Origin of the sequence: Bacillus sp. J14TS2 (genome assembly GCF_018333015.1) — a bacterium.
Taxonomy (GTDB): domain Bacteria; phylum Bacillota; class Bacilli; order Bacillales; family Bacillaceae_C; genus Lederbergia.
The window spans coordinates 539,435-555,998 of the sequence record NZ_BORE01000001.1; the positions used below are offsets into that span (position 1 = coordinate 539,435).

General features: G+C 38.2%; 14 protein-coding genes and 1 riboswitch. Of the genes, 7 read left to right on the top strand and 7 right to left on the bottom strand.

All coding sequences use genetic code 11. The features are described from left to right. Positions 1 to 26: 26 nt before the first annotated feature. On the bottom strand, positions 27 to 935 hold the full coding sequence (locus KI375_RS02230) for an ABC transporter substrate-binding protein (protein WP_212971896.1): 909 nt from the start codon (positions 933 to 935) through the stop codon (positions 27 to 29). 168 nt (positions 936 to 1,103) lie between these two features. Beyond that, complete coding sequence (locus tag KI375_RS02235; RefSeq protein ID WP_212971897.1) at positions 1,104 to 2,012, bottom strand: glycine betaine ABC transporter substrate-binding protein; 909 nt, start codon at positions 2,010 to 2,012, stop codon at positions 1,104 to 1,106. A 731-nt stretch (positions 2,013 to 2,743) separates the two neighbouring features. Between KI375_RS02235 and KI375_RS02240 the strand changes: the two genes are divergently transcribed. From KI375_RS02240 to KI375_RS02260, 5 genes are all read left to right on the top strand, one after another. After that, positions 2,744 to 3,670, top strand: a complete 927-nt coding sequence (locus KI375_RS02240) for an aldo/keto reductase (protein ID WP_212971898.1) — start codon at positions 2,744 to 2,746, stop codon at positions 3,668 to 3,670. Between the two features lie 276 nt (positions 3,671 to 3,946). Then, positions 3,947 to 4,645, top strand: coding sequence for a Crp/Fnr family transcriptional regulator (locus KI375_RS02245; protein WP_212971899.1), 699 nt, complete (start codon positions 3,947 to 3,949; stop codon positions 4,643 to 4,645). A gap of 195 nt (positions 4,646 to 4,840) precedes the next feature. Continuing rightward, positions 4,841 to 4,963, top strand: coding sequence for a cytochrome C oxidase subunit II (locus tag KI375_RS02250; protein ID WP_212971900.1), 123 nt, complete (start codon positions 4,841 to 4,843; stop codon positions 4,961 to 4,963). A 74-nt stretch (positions 4,964 to 5,037) separates the two neighbouring features. After that, positions 5,038 to 5,511 (top strand): cytochrome c oxidase subunit II, encoded by a 474-nt coding sequence (locus tag KI375_RS02255; protein WP_212971901.1) that lies wholly within the window; start codon positions 5,038 to 5,040, stop codon positions 5,509 to 5,511. After that, entirely contained in the window at positions 5,508 to 7,160 is a 1,653-nt protein-coding gene (locus KI375_RS02260) for a b(o/a)3-type cytochrome-c oxidase subunit 1 (protein ID WP_212971902.1), read from the top strand. Before KI375_RS02255 ends, KI375_RS02260 begins: the two co-directional genes overlap by 4 nt. A gap of 257 nt (positions 7,161 to 7,417) precedes the next feature. Here KI375_RS02260 and KI375_RS02265 read toward each other — a convergent pair whose 3' ends face one another. Next, a complete protein-coding gene (locus tag KI375_RS02265) occupies positions 7,418 to 8,065 on the bottom strand; it encodes a restriction endonuclease (protein ID WP_212971903.1) in 648 nt (215 codons plus the stop codon). Between the two features lie 171 nt (positions 8,066 to 8,236). Between KI375_RS02265 and KI375_RS02270 the strand changes: the two genes are divergently transcribed. Continuing rightward, positions 8,237 to 9,085: an alpha/beta fold hydrolase gene (locus tag KI375_RS02270; protein ID WP_212971904.1), complete on the top strand. Its 849-nt coding sequence runs from the start codon at positions 8,237 to 8,239 to the stop codon at positions 9,083 to 9,085. A gap of 153 nt (positions 9,086 to 9,238) precedes the next feature. On the opposite strand, the gene ade is transcribed toward KI375_RS02270, so the two are convergent. Next, positions 9,239 to 11,023 carry an adenine deaminase gene (gene ade / locus KI375_RS02275; protein WP_212971905.1) on the bottom strand — a complete coding sequence of 595 codons (1,785 nt, stop codon included), beginning with the start codon at positions 11,021 to 11,023 and terminating at the stop codon, positions 9,239 to 9,241. Positions 11,024 to 11,149: 126 nt separating this feature from the next. Continuing rightward, positions 11,150 to 12,451 carry an NCS2 family permease gene (locus KI375_RS02280; protein ID WP_212971906.1) on the bottom strand — a complete coding sequence of 434 codons (1,302 nt, stop codon included), beginning with the start codon at positions 12,449 to 12,451 and terminating at the stop codon, positions 11,150 to 11,152. 192 nt (positions 12,452 to 12,643) lie between these two features. Continuing rightward, positions 12,644 to 12,745: riboswitch (purine riboswitch) on the bottom strand. Positions 12,746 to 13,032: 287 nt separating this feature from the next. Between KI375_RS02280 and KI375_RS02285 the strand changes: the two genes are divergently transcribed. Continuing rightward, positions 13,033 to 14,199: an MFS transporter gene (locus KI375_RS02285; protein ID WP_212971907.1), complete on the top strand. Its 1,167-nt coding sequence runs from the start codon at positions 13,033 to 13,035 to the stop codon at positions 14,197 to 14,199. A 112-nt stretch (positions 14,200 to 14,311) separates the two neighbouring features. Here KI375_RS02285 and KI375_RS02290 read toward each other — a convergent pair whose 3' ends face one another. Then, on the bottom strand, positions 14,312 to 15,853 hold the full coding sequence (locus KI375_RS02290) for a hypothetical protein (RefSeq protein WP_212971908.1): 1,542 nt from the start codon (positions 15,851 to 15,853) through the stop codon (positions 14,312 to 14,314). Beyond that, positions 15,846 to 16,559, bottom strand: a complete 714-nt coding sequence (locus KI375_RS02295) for an ABC transporter ATP-binding protein (RefSeq protein ID WP_212971909.1) — start codon at positions 16,557 to 16,559, stop codon at positions 15,846 to 15,848. The genes KI375_RS02290 and KI375_RS02295 overlap by 8 nt, the downstream gene beginning before the upstream one ends. Between the last annotated feature and the right edge of the window lie 5 nt (positions 16,560 to 16,564).

Genomic DNA, 16,564 nt, shown 5'->3' on the forward strand with positions numbered 1-16,564 from the left:
TATGGTATTTAACTCGAACTATTTAATTAATCGATCAAGCCTTCCTCTTCTAAAAATTCAAGAGCTACATCTTCTGGCTCTTTATTCTCGATATTAACTTGAACATTTAATTCCTGCATCCGCTCATCATCTAAAACATCACTCAATTCGTTTAATGTATCTTCTAATCCTGGATTGGCATCCAGAACCGCTTGGCGAATAACAGGAGCCGCATAATAAGGCGGGAAAAAGTTTTTATCATCTTCTAGGATTATTAAATCATATTGCTTATTCCTTGGATCTGTAGAAGTGCCGGCAATTACATCAATTTCGCCATCCCTAGCTGGCTCATACATTAAATCGGCATCAATATTTACTTGTTTCGCGAAATCAGTACCGTACTCCTCCACGAACGCGTCATAGCCATCATCTCTTTCAAAGAATTCTGGATCCGCCCCAAAAGATAGTCCAGAGGCGTGTTCCGCTAGATCAGAAAACGTCTTGATCCCTAATTCTTCTGCCAATTCCTCTCGTACGGCTAATGCATACGTATTATTAAAACCAAGTGAATCTAACCAAGTAATATTAAATTCGTCCTCATAACCCTTTTTCGTTTCATCATAGATTTGATCCGGACTCATACCTGGCTCATATTCTTCATTCAAGACATTCAAATAACCAGTTCCTGTATATTCCACATATAGGTCCACTTCACCCTTTTTCATCGCTTCATGGATGACAAAGACCCCTCCCAGAGCGTCCTTTACTTCTACATCTAGGTCTGTATTGGCCTTAAGATATTCTGCCATTACATGGGTCATAATAAGCTGTTCAGTAAATTCTTTCCCAGTAACAACAATCTTTCCAGATTTAGCCTGATCGCCCCCATTATTACCACAAGCGGTCAAAATAAATAATAAAATACTGATCAGCGCAATCGCTGCAAACTTTTTCATATCATAAAATCCTCCAACTTTCTCCATTTTGAAAAGAGGTTGGGACATAACTAAAAACGAATAATATATTAACTAAAGCAAAGTACATTTTTGAAGCACAGATACGCACCAAGTAGTTCGTTTTTTCTTTAGTAAAAACACTGTTGTCCCAACCTCCACACTATTTAATTAATCGATCAGTCCTTCTTCTTTTAAAAACTCAACAGCTACATCCTCTGGTTCTTTATTCTCTAGATTAACTTGACCATTTAGTTCCTGCATACGCTCATCATCCAAGGTATCCGCTAATTTATTTAATGTCTCTTCTAGATCAGGATTAGCATCCAACACTGCTTGGCGAATAACCGGCGCAGCATAATAAGGCGGGAAGAAACTCTTATCGTCCTCTAAAATCACTAAATTATATTGAGTAATTCTCGCATCTGTTGAAAAGGCTGTAATGACATCAATCTCGGCGTCTTTCGCTGCCACATACATTAAATCGGGATCAATATTAACTTGCTTCGCAAATTCTAAATCATACTCTTCCACCAGTGCATCATAGCCATCTCCTCTTTCAAAAAACTCTGGATCTGAACCAAAAGTTAATTCAGAGGCGTGTTCCTGTAAATCAGAGTAGGTTTCAAGTCCCAACTCTTCAGCTAACTCCGCTCTTACAGCCAAGGCGTATGTGTTATTAAACCCAAGTGGTTCTAACCAGGTTGCATTAAATTCTTCTTCATACCCTTTTTTCGTTTCATCATACACTTCATCTGGACTCATGCCTGCCTTATACTCCTCATCCAAAACATTTAAATAACCAGTCCCAGTATATTCAACGTATAGATCAAGATCGCCTTTTTTCATTGCTTCTTGAATGACAAAGACTCCTCCAAGGGCATCTTTTATTTCAACATCTAAATCAGTATTTGCTTTAAGGAATTCAGCATACATATGAGTCATAATGATTTGCTCCGTATATTCCTTCCCAGATACAACAATCTTCCCTGCTTCCGCTTTGTCACCACCACCATTGCCACAAGCAGCCAAAACAAGTAACAAAATGCTGAACATAGAAATTGATACTAACCTTTTCATACCATAAAACCTCCATAATATTTTTTATCTCTTAAAAAACTGCATTAATCATCTTTTTGTGATATTATCTCATTTTTCAGTATTTTTCTACGATGGTTATATTGCATCCCTGCTTAGAGGCGAAATATCGGTTTTCTGCAAGCAAACAATCTATTGTGAAATAAATCACAAGCATTATTAAGCCATTCTTTCTTTGATTTTTTACTACTGTTTAAGGAATTCAACAGAATTTCAGCCCATTATCCCGAGCGTTGGATGGCTTGAAGGATTTTCATTAATAGAAGTGGACGAACGGAGTATAGCGTTCTAAAAATCCTAAACGTTTACATAATCTTGCTTCCCTCACATATTAAAGATATTTATTTTAGCTCAAGTTATCCTCATATCTTTAGCAGGCGCAAATAAAGATACATCTAATGGAAGTACCGTCTTTTATTATATAGTTTTACGAAATGATCTACAATTCCCTTAATACGGCTTATCGCTCTATTATACTCCAATACTTGGATTGAGCCGATATCATTAGTTAGGTTCCTCATAAGTTCGACCATATCCTTCATAATACGAACAAATACTTGAACGCTATTTTTTATAATACCCGATATTTAAAAACATAAACATTGACCGCTTGCATCCTAATCGGTATTGTATGATTATGGAAAAGGGGAAACTTCAATCAGTGGGGATATTACTACCCGTTAAAGCGGGAAAAAGTAGAGGAGGAGAAGGAATTGAAATACTTTCCAATAAAAAGCACAAGTCTAAACGTTTCCAATATTGTGATGGGAAATATGCGTATCAACCAACGAACAAAAGCTGAGATTGAACATTTGATTCGCACAGCTATGGAGGAAGGTATTAATTTCTTTGACCACGCGGATATTTATGGTGGAGGGGAATGTGAGACTTTATTTGCTGATGCCATCCAAATGAATTCAAGTATAAGAGAAAAGATGATTTTGCAAAGCAAGTGTGGAATTAATAGTAAGGATAATTATTTTGACTTTTCCAAAGAACATATTCTCGAATCCGTCAATGGCATTTTAAAAAGACTAAAAACCGATTATTTAGATCTTTTACTCTTACATCGCCCTGATCCCTTAATGGAACCCGAGGAAGTAGCAGACGCCTTTGACCAATTGCATAATAGTGGTAAAGTACGCTATTTTGGAGTGTCGAACCACAATCCTGCGCAAATTGAGTTACTTCAAAATTATGTATCCCATAAATTAGTGGTAAACCAATTGCAGCTTAGTGTTGCTCAGTCTGCATTAATTGATTCTGGCATTGCTTTAAACATGCCTGTAGATCAATCGATCAATCGTGATAGCAGTACATTAGAGTATTGTCGTTTAAAAGATATCACAATCCAAGCATGGTCTCCATACCAAAGTGGATTCTTTGCAGGGCCATTTCTAGGTGATTTAGAAAAGTTTCCGAAATTAAATCAGGTAATCGATGAATTAGCTGAAAAATATAGTGTTACCAATACCGCCATTGCAGCTGCTTGGATTACACGCCATCCAGCTAATATTCAAGTTGTACTCGGAACAACTACACCTCAACGGATAAAAGATGCCTGCGCTGGTTCAGAAATCGATTTAACAAGAAAAGAATGGTATGACCTTTATAAAGCAGCTGGCCATATCGTTCCTTAAGTGCTGTTCACACTCTCTTCCTTGTTTTTGCAGGGAGAGAGTTTTTTGTGTACAATCCCCCACTTCTAGCAGGAGAAACTCCCAAACCCATTGACCGTTACTCATAAGTTTCAACCATTTAGTCAAGAATTTCGACCAATTTATATCTCTTTAGATCATGCAGCTAATTGTGACCTTCTCCATTCCTACTTTCGAAAACTCCTATAAAATCGCTTATCCTAGGTGTATAATTAAGAAAGGATGACTCGCTTCGAATATTCAAAGGTGGTGTTCACCATGTTAAGTTCAGTACAACTTTGCTCTCCGTCATTACTTCATATGCTTCAGTCTGTCGCCCTCCAAGAAAAGAAATTGATGAAGGGAGAATATGCTTTTCAAGAAGGTGATCAAGCTGACTTTCTTTTTATGATCCAATCAGGCAAAGTTCAGATCGGCAAAATTACTCCAGATGGACGTGAAATTACCTTTCGAATTTGTAAACCTGAAGATTTCATTTGTGAGCTCCCTCTCTTCAGTGATCCTGCTCCCTTTACGGTCTATGCAAAGATGCTGGAAACTGGGACCATCCAAATAATTTCTAAAAAAGATTTGGAAGAACAACTGATTCTTCAGCCTCATTTAAGTATTGAAATGCTTAAATTAATGAATATACAAAACCAGCAAAATCAATCTAAATTTCGCGACTTGGTTTTACATGGAAAAAAAGGGGCACTATATTCTACGCTTATTCGCTTAACAAATAGCTATGGAATTGAACAAAAAGATGGAATTATGATTGACCTCTCCCTGACAAATCAAGAACTTGCTAACTTTTGCGGTATGACGCGTGAAGTTGTCAATCGGCTGTTAAACGAGTTAAAAAAGGAGAAAAAGTTGGCAATCGTTGATGGGCATATTGTGATTTATGATCTTTCATTTTTAAAACAGGAAATTCATTGTGAAAACTGCCCTATTGAGATTTGTAATATTTTTTAATTAAGATACTGTTCATCATTATTGGCCATTGGTGCCTTATGTTCTAGTCCGACAATCAGCAAATCCTGATTGTCGGCTTTTTTGTCTATTTCATGAAATCTCTCTTCTCGGCAGGAAGTTGTGACTTTTATCACAGACTGGATATAGCGATTACAACTACATTTAGACTAAACGATCATGGATGGAGGTATTGAAATGGACAAAAAAAAGAGTCATTCGGGACCTAATTTAAAAGGAACACTTATAAGTGTATTTGTTGTCGGCATTATTATTTGTGTGATGTGGATCGCTGTTTATGGGTTATATGTTTCCAGGTAAGCCAAAATCTAGCCTCCAGACATAAGCTTGTTGAAAATGAACGTCTTAAAAATATTAAGAAAGTAGGTGGGATCATGCATTTGCATAAATATGAGAAAATATGGCTTGTTTTTGGGATTGTATCACTTATTGTTTTTTTAAGCATTGTCGGTGTCACTGCTTTTGCACACGGACATACGCCTGCGGGTGGAATGGACATTATTGATCCTGAAAAAGTCGATGAAACAGCTCCATTTGATGAACCAGGTGTGAAGCAGATTGATAAGGATACGTATGAAGTCGCGATTGTCGCTCAAGCTTTTAGCTATAGCCCCGCGAAGATACGTGTTCCTGTAAACAAAGAAATTATTTTTACATCCACAAGTAAGGATGTCGTTCATAGTTTTACGATTGAAGAAACAAAGGTCAATATGATGGTGGTGCCTGGACGCATTACACATAAAAGTTATACTTTTGACGAACCTGGAAACTATTTAGTGATCTGTAACGAATATTGCGGCACGGGTCACCATTTTATGCAGACAGAGATTGAGGTGTATGAACCATGATAGGAATTCAAGATCGAAGACTGGCCATTTCTAATATTATTGTTGCTTATATCGCTTTTATTATTGGAACATTTTGCGGTCTTTTACAAGTTTTTGTTCGTAATGATGCATTGGACTTACCATCTTGGCTCGATTATTATCAAATCCTCACAGCGCACGGTGTATTATTAGCACTTATCTATACAACCTTTTTTATTTTCGCTTTTCTTATTTCTGGTATGAGCAAGTCATTGGGGAACTTCGGGCCAAAGGTTTGTCGCACTTTATGGATAGGATTTATTGTCACCACGATTGGCACAATCCTTGCGACCCTATTGATTATTTCTGGCAAAGCCTCTGTGCTCTATACATTCTATGCACCTTTAAAAGCAAGTGGTTGGTTTTATATTGGGCTTGCGCTTTGGGTCATTGGAACTTGGATTAGTTGTTTTGCATTGGTTGGCCACTACATTGCCTGGAAAAAAAGCCACAAGGGTGAAGTAAGTCCACTTTTTGCTTTTATGACAATTACAACGATTATTCTTTGGATTATTGCTTGTCTAGGTGTTGTAGCAACTGTTGTGTTCCAATACATCCCATGGGCTTTTGGTTGGGTCGATACGATCAATGTCGAATTAAGTCGCTCACTGTTTTGGTATTTTGGACATCCGCTTGTTTACTTTTGGCTTTTGCCTGCTTATATGGCTTGGTATGTTGTGATACCAAAATTAGTAGGAACGAAAGTATTTAGTGATTCCTTAGCTCGTTTGGCGTTTGTACTTTTTATTCTATTTTCCTTTCCAGTTGGATTTCATCACCAATTAACAGAGCCGGGAATCTCTAGCTTTTGGAAATTTCTTCAAGTTATTTTGACATTTATGGTGATTATTCCATCGCTTATGACTGCATTTTCAATGTTTGCCACCTTTGAGATCTCGGGAAGGAAGAAGGGGGGCTCTGGGCTTTTCGGATGGTTCACGAAGTTACCATGGAAAGATGTGCGTTTTACATCGATCTTTATCGCTATGCTATTCTTTATCCCTGGGGGTGCCGGGGGAATTATTAATGCAAGCTTTCAACTAAATGAGCTTGTTCATAATACGCTTTGGATTGTTGGACACTTCCATATTACTGTTGGGGCGCCCGTCGCTATGACCTTTATGGGAATAACATTTTGGTTGGTCCCCCATTTAACAGGCCGAAAATTAACAAAGTCTATTCAAAAGCTCGCCTTTATCCAAATTATTTCTTGGGCGGTTGGCATGTTATTGATGTCTACTGCTCAGCATATTCTCGGACTCCTTGGCGCGCCTAGAAGAACAGCCTATGCCGGTTACAACGGTCACCAAACAGCCATGCAGTGGTTTGATGGCATTCTATCGAATCATGTGACAATGGCTATTGGGGGCACCATATTATTTTTATCTGCTATGTTGCTTATTTATATTGTGTGTAACCTGTTATTTTTTGCTCCAACCGCCCAAAAGCCTGCAGATATGACTGAATTTCCTTTGGCGGAAAGTGACACTTCCCATACACCGAAATTCTTGGAAAACTGGTGGCTTTGGATTGGCATCGCTGTGTTATTAATTGTGATGGCTTATGCCTTCCCGCTTGCGGATATGATCCATCATTCACCTCCTGGATCAAAAGGACAAATCACATGGTAGGAGTTGATAAAAATGTTTGTCACAATATTAGGTTTATTATTAGTATCTACAGTCATGATCATTATGACTGTAGAGCTAAACACACCTGAAGAGGATTAGAAAAGGAGCGCTAAGGACGAACAATACATTACCTTAGCGGGGAAATATACAAAGACTTTCTGCGGGAAGGTGAGTGCCGCGAAGTATATTTCCGGAGCGGGGGTATTTGCACCCTTCTTTGGTAAAAGTACTTTTCCCCGCCTCCTCCTTAACAACGATTATTGCTCTGGTTCTGTTTGATATACATCCGGAAGGACCTTTTTAATTTCCTCTTCATTACTTTGTAAAGCTTCCATCCAAAGCTCGACTAGCTTACTTCCATTAATTAATTCAATATCCAACGGTTCAGCATATTCTTTGGCTGCTTCCGTAAAGGCAGAGGTTGTGATGACATATCCGCCTACTGCTTGCTTTTTTACCATATTCGAATGGATCAAAGCAATCGGTTCAAAATCAACATCCTCTTTCCAACATTTCACCTGGCCAAGAAATAATCCATCATCCGTTTTATGCTTAAAATCAACCCCAAAATCTTGTTTAGATGGGAGGACATCGGTTTCTCCCCCTTTTGCTCTTTCAAAAATATCCGCCACAAAATCTTCAAATATTAGGGGGTCCTCCTTAATAAATTGCTTTGTGTCATGAGGAGCAGCTTCCTCGTCCTGTTCCTCTTCTCCAGAAGAGTTTTCTTCCTCAAGCCTAAATCTTAAATAAAGTCCCATAGCTAATGTCCATTTTACCTCTTCACTTGAATGTAGTTGACGATTTATTAAATCTAATTCATAACGATTTCTCCGCTTAGCACGCTGAAAGTGAATATATGCAACCAATAAAAGGACTGCAATCGCAACCTCTACGTAAACCATTTGGCAATACCTCCCTACAACAGTTATCACCTTTTTGGGGTATCCTTATTCTTAAGACAGTTTGTATCATTTGTAACCAAAATGAAATATTTTTAAATATTTTTTAACAATTAAACCAAATTTATTACAAAATATGGTAAAATGGGAATATAGGCTTTAGGGGGAATTTTTATGAAAAAAAAGTATTCAGGTATCAGTCTATTTTTTATTATTGTACTAATAATTGGGCTTTTTATTTCACGTCCAAAATTAATAAATGAACAAATTCAGGTTTCCGCCTCTCCTGCTGTTGTACCCACTCTTTTTCTTCATGGGTATAAAGGGAGTGAGCGCTCCTTTTCAACGATGTTAGAAAGAATGGAAGAACAACAGTGGGGGTCAAGAGCGCTTGTATGCTTTGTCCACAAAAATGGTCGAGTTTCCATTAAAGGGACCATCCCCAAAAATGTCGAAAATCCTTTTATTCAAGTGATTTTTGAGAATAATCGAGCACAATTAAGCGATCAAACGAAATGGCTTCAAAAAGTCATGAAGCAACTAAAAGAACGCTATTATATTGAAGAAATCAATGTTGTCGGTCATTCAATGGGTGGGCTTGCTTTAACAAATTACGTGCAAACAACGGGTGATCAAGAATTTTACCCGAAAATCTCAAATCTTGTTACGATCGGAAGTCCTTTTCTAGGAATTGATAAAGAAAATTACTTTGAAGAGAACTATGGGGATGCCTTAATTGATTTAAAGCCAAATTCTGAAGCTTTGCAAAATCTTATGGAGAATAGCTTGTTACTTCCGGAAGATCTGAGAGTGCTCTCTATTGCAGGCGTTGTGGCGGATCCATTGGTTGGTGATGGTGTTGTTTCTTTAGACAGCGCTCTTGCTAGTCAAAATATGGTTCCTCATAAACTTTTTACAGAAAAGGTTGTGACAAACATAAACGCCACTCACTCTGGTCTACATGAAATAGATGCGGTTGATCAACTTGTTGCCGGTTTTCTGTGGGAAACCGCAATTCAGTAAACAATAGTGGCTGGCCGCCAAACCGCAACGTAAGTTATTTATCCATGATCCAGGAATTTTATAATTTCCTCGACCAAAACAAAGGGCGTGCAAGAGGTTAACGTACTAACCTTTTGCACGCCCTTTTAACGTATCCTCATAAGCGTCTCTACTTTAATGCAATATTTCTACATCGATCATTTTAAATTCAGCAACATCCACTAGCCCTCGATTAGAAATTCGGACATCAGGTATGACGGGTAAAGCAATGAGAGAAAAGGTCATAAATGGAGCATGAATTGGGCAACCTAATGTCTCCCAAGCTGCTTCTAGCTGTTTCACTTCTTTTACAACCGTCTCTAATGGTTGATCAGACATTAAGCCAGCTATCGGCATACGTACTTGTGCCAATACCTTGCCGTTTTCCACTACGATCATTCCACCACCGATTTTGGCTAGCTCATTTGCAGCAAAGGCCATGTCCTCAGGATTTGTCCCCATAACCAGTAAATTATGACTATCATGAGCAACCGTTGAAGCAACAGCTCCCTTTTTCAGCTTAAATCCATGCGCGAAGCCAAGTGATATTTGCCCTGTTTGATGATGACGTTCAATACATGCTAATTGCAAAACATCCTGCTCAAGATCAGGCTGGATTATCCCATTTTTAACCTCTAATGTAGTGGTCATCTTCTCAGTACGAGCACTATTTTCAATGACATTAATTACATTTACTTTTGTTTGGACTGTATTCCCTTTGCTAGTTAATTGAAAATCGCCAGCTGTTAGGTCGCTTTTCAAATGAATGGAATTCCGAATATGCTCTGGATAGACAAAGGTTGGAAAGTCTTTTACCATTTGCTGATCTTGATAGATCACTTCTCCATCCGCAATCACCGTAAATGGCTCCAATTCTCGAATATCCTCGATTATTAAAATATCTGCCACCTTTCCAGGTGCAATCGAGCCTAAGTCGCGCTCCATATTATAATAACGAGCTACGTTAATTGTTCCCATTTGAATCGCTGTAACAGGGTCTACCCCTTCTTCGATTGCTCGACGAACCACATGGTTAAGATGGCCTTTTTCAACAAGCGTTTGAGGATAAACATCATCTGTCACTAAACTAATATTATGTGTTTGCACGTGGTCCTCTGTAACAACCTTGATTACTTCTTTCACATCTTGCCAAGCCGATCCCTCTCGAATCATCAAATGCATGCCAAGACGTAACTTTTCTAATCCTTGCTCTTTTGTTACTGTTTCGTGACATGAATCCACACCCGAACCAATGTAGGCCTGCAACATCCTCGGATCTTCTGCAGGAAAATGCCCTGTTACTGTTTTATTCGCTTTAATCGTTTCGGCAATCTCACCACTCATTAGTGGATCCCCATAAACAACCCCAGGAAAATTCATGACTTCTCCAAGGCCTGCAACATTTTCCCACTGCATTCCTTCGTGAACATCCTCTACACTTAAGGAAGCACCTGCATCTTCGAAATCAGTTGTAGCGGGCACGCATGAAGGGAAGGTTGTAAATACCTTCAAAGGAAGCTGCTGTCCCTCTTCGTGCATCAAGCGCACACCCTCTGTACCAAAAACATTGGCGATTTCATGCGGATCCATAAAGATAGAAGTTGTACCTTTGGCTAGTCCTGCCTTCGCAAATTCCGTCACAGAAAGCATCGTACTTTCCACATGCATATGGCCATCAATAAAACCAGGAACTAAGTATTTTCCATTAGCATCGATGACCTTTGTGTTTTCACCAATGGTGTGATCAGCCTTACCAATGTATGCCACTCTTCCTTCAATAACCGAAACATCCATATTTTCCAAAAGCTCTCCTGTAAACACATTGACTAATACACCATTAGTAATGACAAGTTCTGCTTTCTCTTCGCCTCTGGCTACTTTTGATAGTTGCTGACTCACTTCATATATTTTCTTTCTCATGATGAAATCCCCTTTCTCTTTTTGTTCAAATCCGAGAGCTACCTTCTTTTTAATTTTTATAAAATAAAAAGCGGAGAATGCAAATAATACGCGCATTCCCGCTAACGGTCTGTACCGATTACTTTATTAAGCTGCCCATCCTAGATAAATAACGAATACGACGAATAACACATACATAATCGGATGAACCTCTTTATACTTCCCTTTGAATACCATTGTTAATGGATAAAAAATAAATCCTAGGGCAATTCCAGTAGAGATACTATAAGTTAGTGGCATCGTCACAACGGTCATAAACGCTGGAATCGCAAATTCAAAATCTTTCCACTTAATTTCAGCTAAGGAGGCGGCCATCAGGATACCTACAATGATTAGAGCTGGTGCCGTAACTTCTGAGGTTACAACGCTAAGTAATGGCGAAAAGAACAACGCTAAAATAAAGAATCCTGCAGTTACAATCGATGTGAAGCCGGTACGACCACCAGCAGCCACTCCTGAAGTCGATTCTACAAATGAGGTTGTTGTTGAAGTACCGAGCACTGCCCCAAGCATCGTAGCAATGGAGTCAGCTGACAAAGCTTTTCCTGCCCGCGGTAGTTTCCCATCCTGCAGCAACCCTGCTTGCCTTGCAACTGCCATCAATGTACCTGCTGTATCAAAGAAATCCACAAATAATAAAGTGAAGATCACAACAAGCATATGAGGCGTAAACAAATCACCTAAATGGCCGAACATAACACCAAAGGTTGGTGTCAAAGGCGGGATCGAAGAAACGATGCCATCTGGTAATGGAATTTGTTTAAATATAACCCCCACAATAGCTGTGACGATCATACCATAAAAAATTGCCCCTTTAAATCTGCGGATCATGAAGAATGCTGTAATGACGATCCCAAAAATGGTTAACAAGGTACCTGGTGCTGTAATATCGCCTAAAGCAACAACTGTTGTCCCAGGATCAGCGTCAACAACAATGCCAGCATTTTGAAAACCAATAAACGTAATGAATAAACCAATTCCTGCAGCAACAGCTAACTTAAGCTGTTCAGGAATCGCATTAATAATCGTTTCACGTATTTTTGTTAAGGTAAGAATAAAAAAGATCAAACCGGAAATAAATGTTCCAGCTAAAGCCGTTTGCCATGGAATCCCCATTCCAAGCACAACCGTGTAAGCAAAGAAGGCATTAATCCCCATACCCGGCGCAAGGGCCACAGGATATTTTGCCCATAGTCCCATAATTAAGCAGGCAATCGCTGACGCTAAAGCAGTTGCAACATAAACTGCCCCTTGGTCCATTCCCGCATCACTTAGCACAGATGGATTAACAAATAAAATGTAGGCCATTGCCAAGAATGTTGTTAAACCAGCAACAGACTCTTGCCGATAATTGGTATTTAATTCCTTAAAATTAAAATAGCGTTGCATTCTTTATATTCCCCCTATTATTCCTTTGAGTAAAGCACTAATGACTTTCATAAAGCAGAGTACAATACTCATGCTCCATTGAATGCAAAAAGCCTAGGTTCTCATCGACCCAGGCCCGCCTACATTTATAGATAGAAATGGGGCACTTCCCCCGTATCTAGATCAATCCCAATTGGCTAATGGTCCATGATCTATCTCTATCTTTATACATGTAGTCTGGTAATTTACGGTTACCTGGTAGAAACGCTTGGGCCCTATTCCCAAACATATACATTCAATAAATGATGATAATTTAATTAAAATTAGTACATCTCTATTAATAGCATAAAAGCCCCAAAAGCGTCAATAGATTTTAACGAATATTATACATGTTTTCGAGTGAGAATGTTCGTTAAAATAACTGTTCATTTAATCTTCACATCTTCCCTACTTCTTTTTATAGGATAATCTGAAGCAAAGTGGTAAACTTTTAAAGGAATTGAGAAATAATTCGATTTTCCCCTCTTTTACATACATTATCAACATTTTGGATAGAGTTTCGTCTAGCTAGTCATTTATGAAGATTTGGAGTGAGCATGATTATGGAAACGAAGAAAGCTTTGCCTATTCTGTTTGCTGTTATGTTTTTCGTCATGGTTGGATTTGGAATTATCATCCCTGTCCTTCCTTTCTATGCAGAAGAATTGGGGGCTACCCCTACACAATTAGGGTTATTAATGGCTGTCTATTCTCTAATGCAATTGTTATTTTCGCCGATCTGGGGAAGAGTCTCTGATCGGATTGGTCGTAAACCTGTGATGCTGATTGGTATTTTTGGACTTGCCATTTCTTTCTTTTTAATGGCTTCTGCCTCTAGCCTGGGGATGCTGTTTGCCGCAAGAATTATCGGCGGATTACTTTCATCAGCTAATATGCCTACTGTCACAGCCTATGTCGCTGATATAACATCTCCTGAGGATCGTGGAAAAGGAATGGGCGTTGTGGGGGCCTCTGTTGGTCTTGGCTTTATTCTTGGCCCTGCGATTGGCGGAATTTTTTCGGAATCTAACCTGAGTACACCTTTTTTACTCTCAGGAATTTCCTCCTTGATTACCTTCCTCCTTGTTTTGTTTATCTTGCGGGAATCACTTCCAGCTGATAAAAGGGGAACAGGAACTGGAAAGAAAGAATCAATGTTCAAAGCCTTACAAGGTCCGATTTCAATTCTTTTTATTCTGCAATTGTTCGTGTCTTTATCCATGGCTGGCCTTGAAGCGACGTTTGCCTATTTTGCCGCAAAAAGAGCAGGACTAGGAACTGTTCAACTTGGTTATCTGTTTATGATTATGGGATTTGCTGGCGCGCTTGTTCAAGGCGGGCTAGTAGGGAGATTAACAAAGAAATATGGGGAAGGAGCCGTAATCCAACTTGGCATCATCATCTCTGCAATTGGCTTCGGACTGATCTTACTAATTGATAGCTTTGCAACCGCCGCTATTTATTTAACCATCTTTGGAATTGGGAATGGCGTCATTCGCCCAAGTGTATCAGCCCTGTTAACCAAAACCTCAACTACAGGTCATGGCAATACAACAGGCTTATTATCCTCCTTCGATTCCATCGGTCGAATCGTAGGCCCCCCCTTAGGCGGTTGGCTCTTTAAAACAGCGACTGGATTACCATATATCTCTGGATTCATTTTATCCATCATCGCCCTAGTTTTGTATCAATCCTATAAAGTCGCTATTTTGAGGAGACAAGGTGCCTGACACGCCCGGGATCGCCCTGAAATTTATCGAAATACGAGAATCAAAGCAAGGCACAACGAATTCGACCGATTCGTTGTGCCTATTTATTATGTCATTCCTAGGGCTTGCCGGTTTAGTTTAACATCATATTACTAGTTGATACTTTTAGTAACATTAGCATAATTGCAACAATCTCTATGATAATGATCAATACTATTAAAAATGGATGATCTAAAAATACAGCGGAAATGATCACCGGGATCGTCAGCATACTTATAATGGCCGTAATGATGGTTGCTTTACTTTGTTTGACTACTTCCATATCATTACTCCACGTATAGGATGGAAAGCGTAAATTGACTAAAAGGCCAGCAGTACTAATTAGGAGCAATGTGGTGAACATGAATACAATCATCGTTAGTAAATACGGCATGCTTACATTAAATACTGCATAAAACACGATCACAGTTAACGCTATACCAGGTAAAAATAAAAGTATATTTAATAAAATTTTTGCTAATGCGATTGTGGTGATACGAATAGGAGCTACTAACATTATCCAAATACTTCTTCCTTCAAATGAAAGACTACAAGAGGTTGTGGTTGTCAGAATTAGAAATATGAAAATGATCATGGTAAATATATGCTGTGCTGTGATGGTATACCCTACTAAATCATAAGAATAGGATTGAATATTCGGGATGATACCAATTAGAACACATATATTCAATGCGACCATGCCAATAGGAGTTAACATCGTATTACTTACATATGTGAGGGAAGAAAAGTATAATTTAAATTCCTTCACCAAAAACGCAATGATAGGTGTATTTACAGTCCAGGTTGAATTCTTATTCTTTCTCTTTAGCTGTTTACCTTTTTGGTTTTTAAGAAAATGATGAAAATAATCTAATACAAATATTACGATCAAGCTGCTAACAACTGCGAAAACACTTAACAAAATAAGATTCAGCAGGAAATGAAATTCTGTTATTTCATCAAGTGAATACTGTAAAATAGACGCATTTATAAACCAGTCTTTGTAATCGATTGATTCTGAGTTGAATATAAAATAAATGAACGGTGTCACAAAAAGTCCTAAAGTAATGACGGATTCTGTTACATTGTTACGAAACTTAATAAGTGTTAGAAGGTTTCGTACGAACAATGAGATTAAAAAAGGCAAATTTGTTGCTAATAGCGGAATGATGATACTCAACAATACAATCAAAAGCAGGACTAAGAAATAATGGCTTATAAAGGAAATAGTTAAAATATATCCAAAAGCCAACACAATAAAGGTTAGAATGGTGTGAATCACATACTTGCTAAATAACGAGAGCAGCCTAGCTTGCCAACTTTTTAGGGGCAGACTAAAAATGAAATCACTGTCTTTTCCATCTATAATGTCATCAAATCCGCTAAGATTATTCCATATTCCTAAAGTCCAAAACAACATCGATGATAGTAATACAAAAAAAGCTTGTATGTTATTACTTTCATTTAAATCTATGGAAATAAATAGTACGTAGCCTAAAAACATTAAGAATGCTGTGATATAACCCGAAATGGTGTAAATAGCATGTTTTTGCACTTCTTTGTTAGAGCTATTTAAGTTAGCAAGCTTCATTTGATTTTTTAAGCGAAATAAAAATAATAACTTAAGATTAGTCACCTGATGTCACATCCCTAAATATCTCATTCAATGATGCCTGTTTGATAATGTTTTGCATTGTATCATTGACAATGACCTCTCCTTTGTTCAAGATGACTAATTTATTACAAACCTTTTCAGCTACTTCCAAGACATGTGTAGAATATAAAATAATCACACCTTCCTTTGCTCTACTTTTCATTTCATTTATCAAAAAGTCGGTTGCATTTGGATCTAGTCCGACAAATGGTTCATCTAAGATAATTAGTTTCGGATGATGCATAAGTAATGAAATAAGAACCAGCCTTTGTTTCATTCCATGTGAGTAACTTGAAATCAATTCGTGGACAGCATCTTCGAATTTTAATTCTTTTAGTAAGTACGCTAAGTTTCTATCTAGCTCAATTTCATCCATTTTATAGAGAGCAGCAATCAATTCAATATAGGCTTTTCCTGTCATATTATTATATAAAGCAGGTGTGTCAGGAGAGTAGCCTATCATAGCCTTATACTGTTCTGGATTATCTTTTAGCTTTGTATCAAACAATGATATTTCACCTTTGTCAAACATGTGTATGCCAACAATCGCTTTAATCGTTGTCGTTTTTCCAGCACCATTTGCTCCAATAAATGCACATATGTCTCCTGGATGTAATTCTAATGATAAGTTTCTCACCCCTTTACTAGAAGCTTTATATGTTTTGCTGACGTTTTTAATCGATAACATTCCCA

What these genes read in the sequence shown, in the direction of transcription:
- KI375_RS02230 (WP_212971896.1), bottom strand. Translation starts at nt 935, where the DNA reads ATGAAAAAGTTTGCAGCGATTGCGCTGATCAGTATTTTATTATTTATT.
- KI375_RS02235 (WP_212971897.1), bottom strand. Translation starts at nt 2,012, where the DNA reads ATGAAAAGGTTAGTATCAATTTCTATGTTCAGCATTTTGTTACTTGTT.
- KI375_RS02245 (WP_212971899.1), top strand. Translation starts at nt 3,947, where the DNA reads ATGTTAAGTTCAGTACAACTTTGCTCTCCGTCATTACTTCATATGCTT.
- KI375_RS02250 (WP_212971900.1), top strand. Translation starts at nt 4,841, where the DNA reads ATGGACAAAAAAAAGAGTCATTCGGGACCTAATTTAAAAGGAACACTT.
- KI375_RS02255 (WP_212971901.1), top strand. Translation starts at nt 5,038, where the DNA reads ATGCATTTGCATAAATATGAGAAAATATGGCTTGTTTTTGGGATTGTA.
- KI375_RS02260 (WP_212971902.1), top strand. Translation starts at nt 5,508, where the DNA reads ATGATAGGAATTCAAGATCGAAGACTGGCCATTTCTAATATTATTGTT.
- KI375_RS02265 (WP_212971903.1), bottom strand. Translation starts at nt 8,065, where the DNA reads ATGGTTTACGTAGAGGTTGCGATTGCAGTCCTTTTATTGGTTGCATAT.
- KI375_RS02270 (WP_212971904.1), top strand. Translation starts at nt 8,237, where the DNA reads ATGAAAAAAAAGTATTCAGGTATCAGTCTATTTTTTATTATTGTACTA.
- ade (WP_212971905.1), bottom strand. Translation starts at nt 11,023, where the DNA reads ATGAGAAAGAAAATATATGAAGTGAGTCAGCAACTATCAAAAGTAGCC.
- KI375_RS02280 (WP_212971906.1), bottom strand. Translation starts at nt 12,451, where the DNA reads ATGCAACGCTATTTTAATTTTAAGGAATTAAATACCAATTATCGGCAA.
- KI375_RS02285 (WP_212971907.1), top strand. Translation starts at nt 13,033, where the DNA reads ATGGAAACGAAGAAAGCTTTGCCTATTCTGTTTGCTGTTATGTTTTTC.
- KI375_RS02295 (WP_212971909.1), bottom strand. Translation starts at nt 16,559, where the DNA reads ATGTTATCGATTAAAAACGTCAGCAAAACATATAAAGCTTCTAGTAAA.